Source organism: Vibrio sp. 1457 (assembly GCF_033340195.1).
In the GTDB taxonomy this organism is placed as follows: domain Bacteria; phylum Pseudomonadota; class Gammaproteobacteria; order Enterobacterales; family Vibrionaceae; genus Vibrio; species Vibrio alginolyticus.
This window is the reverse complement of record NZ_JAWOWA010000145.1, coordinates 1-1,044: the sequence shown is the minus strand read 5'-3', so window position 1 is coordinate 1,044 and position 1,044 is coordinate 1. Positions and strand designations below refer to the sequence as shown.

At 46.2% G+C, this 1,044-nt stretch carries 3 protein-coding genes; all 3 read left to right on the top strand.

Features of this window, described 5'->3' with window-relative positions:
• Positions 1–257 precede the first annotated feature (257 nt).
• On the top strand, positions 258–587 hold the full coding sequence (trxA, locus tag R7Z41_RS24405; RefSeq protein ID WP_318141691.1) for a thioredoxin TrxA: 330 nt from the start codon (positions 258–260) through the stop codon (positions 585–587).
• 140 nt (positions 588–727) lie between these two features.
• Positions 728–829 carry a rho operon leader peptide RhoL gene (gene rhoL / locus R7Z41_RS24400; protein WP_001295255.1) on the top strand — a complete coding sequence of 34 codons (102 nt, stop codon included), beginning with the start codon at positions 728–730 and terminating at the stop codon, positions 827–829.
• Positions 830–913: 84 nt separating this feature from the next.
• A partial coding sequence (locus tag R7Z41_RS24395) for a Rho termination factor N-terminal domain-containing protein (RefSeq protein ID WP_318141692.1) occupies positions 914–1,044 on the top strand: 131 nt, incomplete at its 3' end.

Genomic DNA, 1,044 nt, shown 5'->3' with positions numbered 1-1,044 from the left:
TCAGCGGAAGGGCCAGTGCCTGAATGGGCGTACAGTTATGAAACCCTTTTTTTTCAAGGGCTTCTACAACCTTCGGATGCAGGGCGAAGTCGGAAAACTTCTGTTCTGTTAAATGTGTTTTGCTCATAGTGTGGTAGAATATCAGCTTACTATTGCTTTACGAAAGCGTATCCGGTGAAATAAAGTCAACCTTTAGTTGGTTAATGTTACACCAACAACGAAACCTACACGCCAGGCTTATTCCTGTGGAGTTATATATGAGCGATAAAATTATTCACCTGACTGACGACAGTTTTGACACGGATGTACTCAAAGCGGACGGGGCGATCCTCGTCGATTTCTGGGCAGAGTGGTGCGGTCCGTGCAAAATGATCGCCCCGATTCTGGATGAAATCGCTGACGAATATCAGGGCAACCTGACCGTTGCTAAACTGAACATCGATCAAAACCCTGGCACTGCGCCGAAATATGGCATCCGTGGTATCCCGACTCTGCTGCTGTTCAAAAACGGTGAAGTGGCGGCAACCAAAGTGGGTGCACTGTCTAAAGGTCAGTTGAAAGAGTTCCTCGACGCTAACCTGGCGTAAGGGAATTTCATGTTCGGGTGCCCCGTCGCTAAAAACTGGACGCCCGGCGTGAGTCATGCTAACTTAGTGTTGACTTCGTATTAAACATACCTTATTAAGTTTGAATCTTGTAATTTCCAACGCTTCCCGTTTTATCTTAAATGCGAAGTGAACAGATTTCTGGCTCGTCACTCAATCCGTCTTGTCGTTTCAGTTCTGCGTACTCTCCTGTGACCAGGCAGCGAAAAGACATGAGTCGATGACCGTAAACAGGCATGGATGATCCTGCCATACCATTCACAACATTAAGTTCGAGATTTACCCCAAGTTTAAGAACTCACACCACTATGAATCTTACCGAATTAAAGAATACGCCGGTTTCTGAGCTGATCACTCTCGGCGAAAATATGGGGCTGGAAAACCTGGCTCGTATGCGTAAGCAGGATATTATTTTTGCCATCCTCAAGCAGCATTCGAA

What these genes read in the sequence shown, in the direction of transcription:
- trxA (WP_318141691.1), top strand. Translation starts at nt 258, where the DNA reads ATGAGCGATAAAATTATTCACCTGACTGACGACAGTTTTGACACGGAT.
- rhoL (WP_001295255.1), top strand. Translation starts at nt 728, where the DNA reads ATGCGAAGTGAACAGATTTCTGGCTCGTCACTCAATCCGTCTTGTCGT.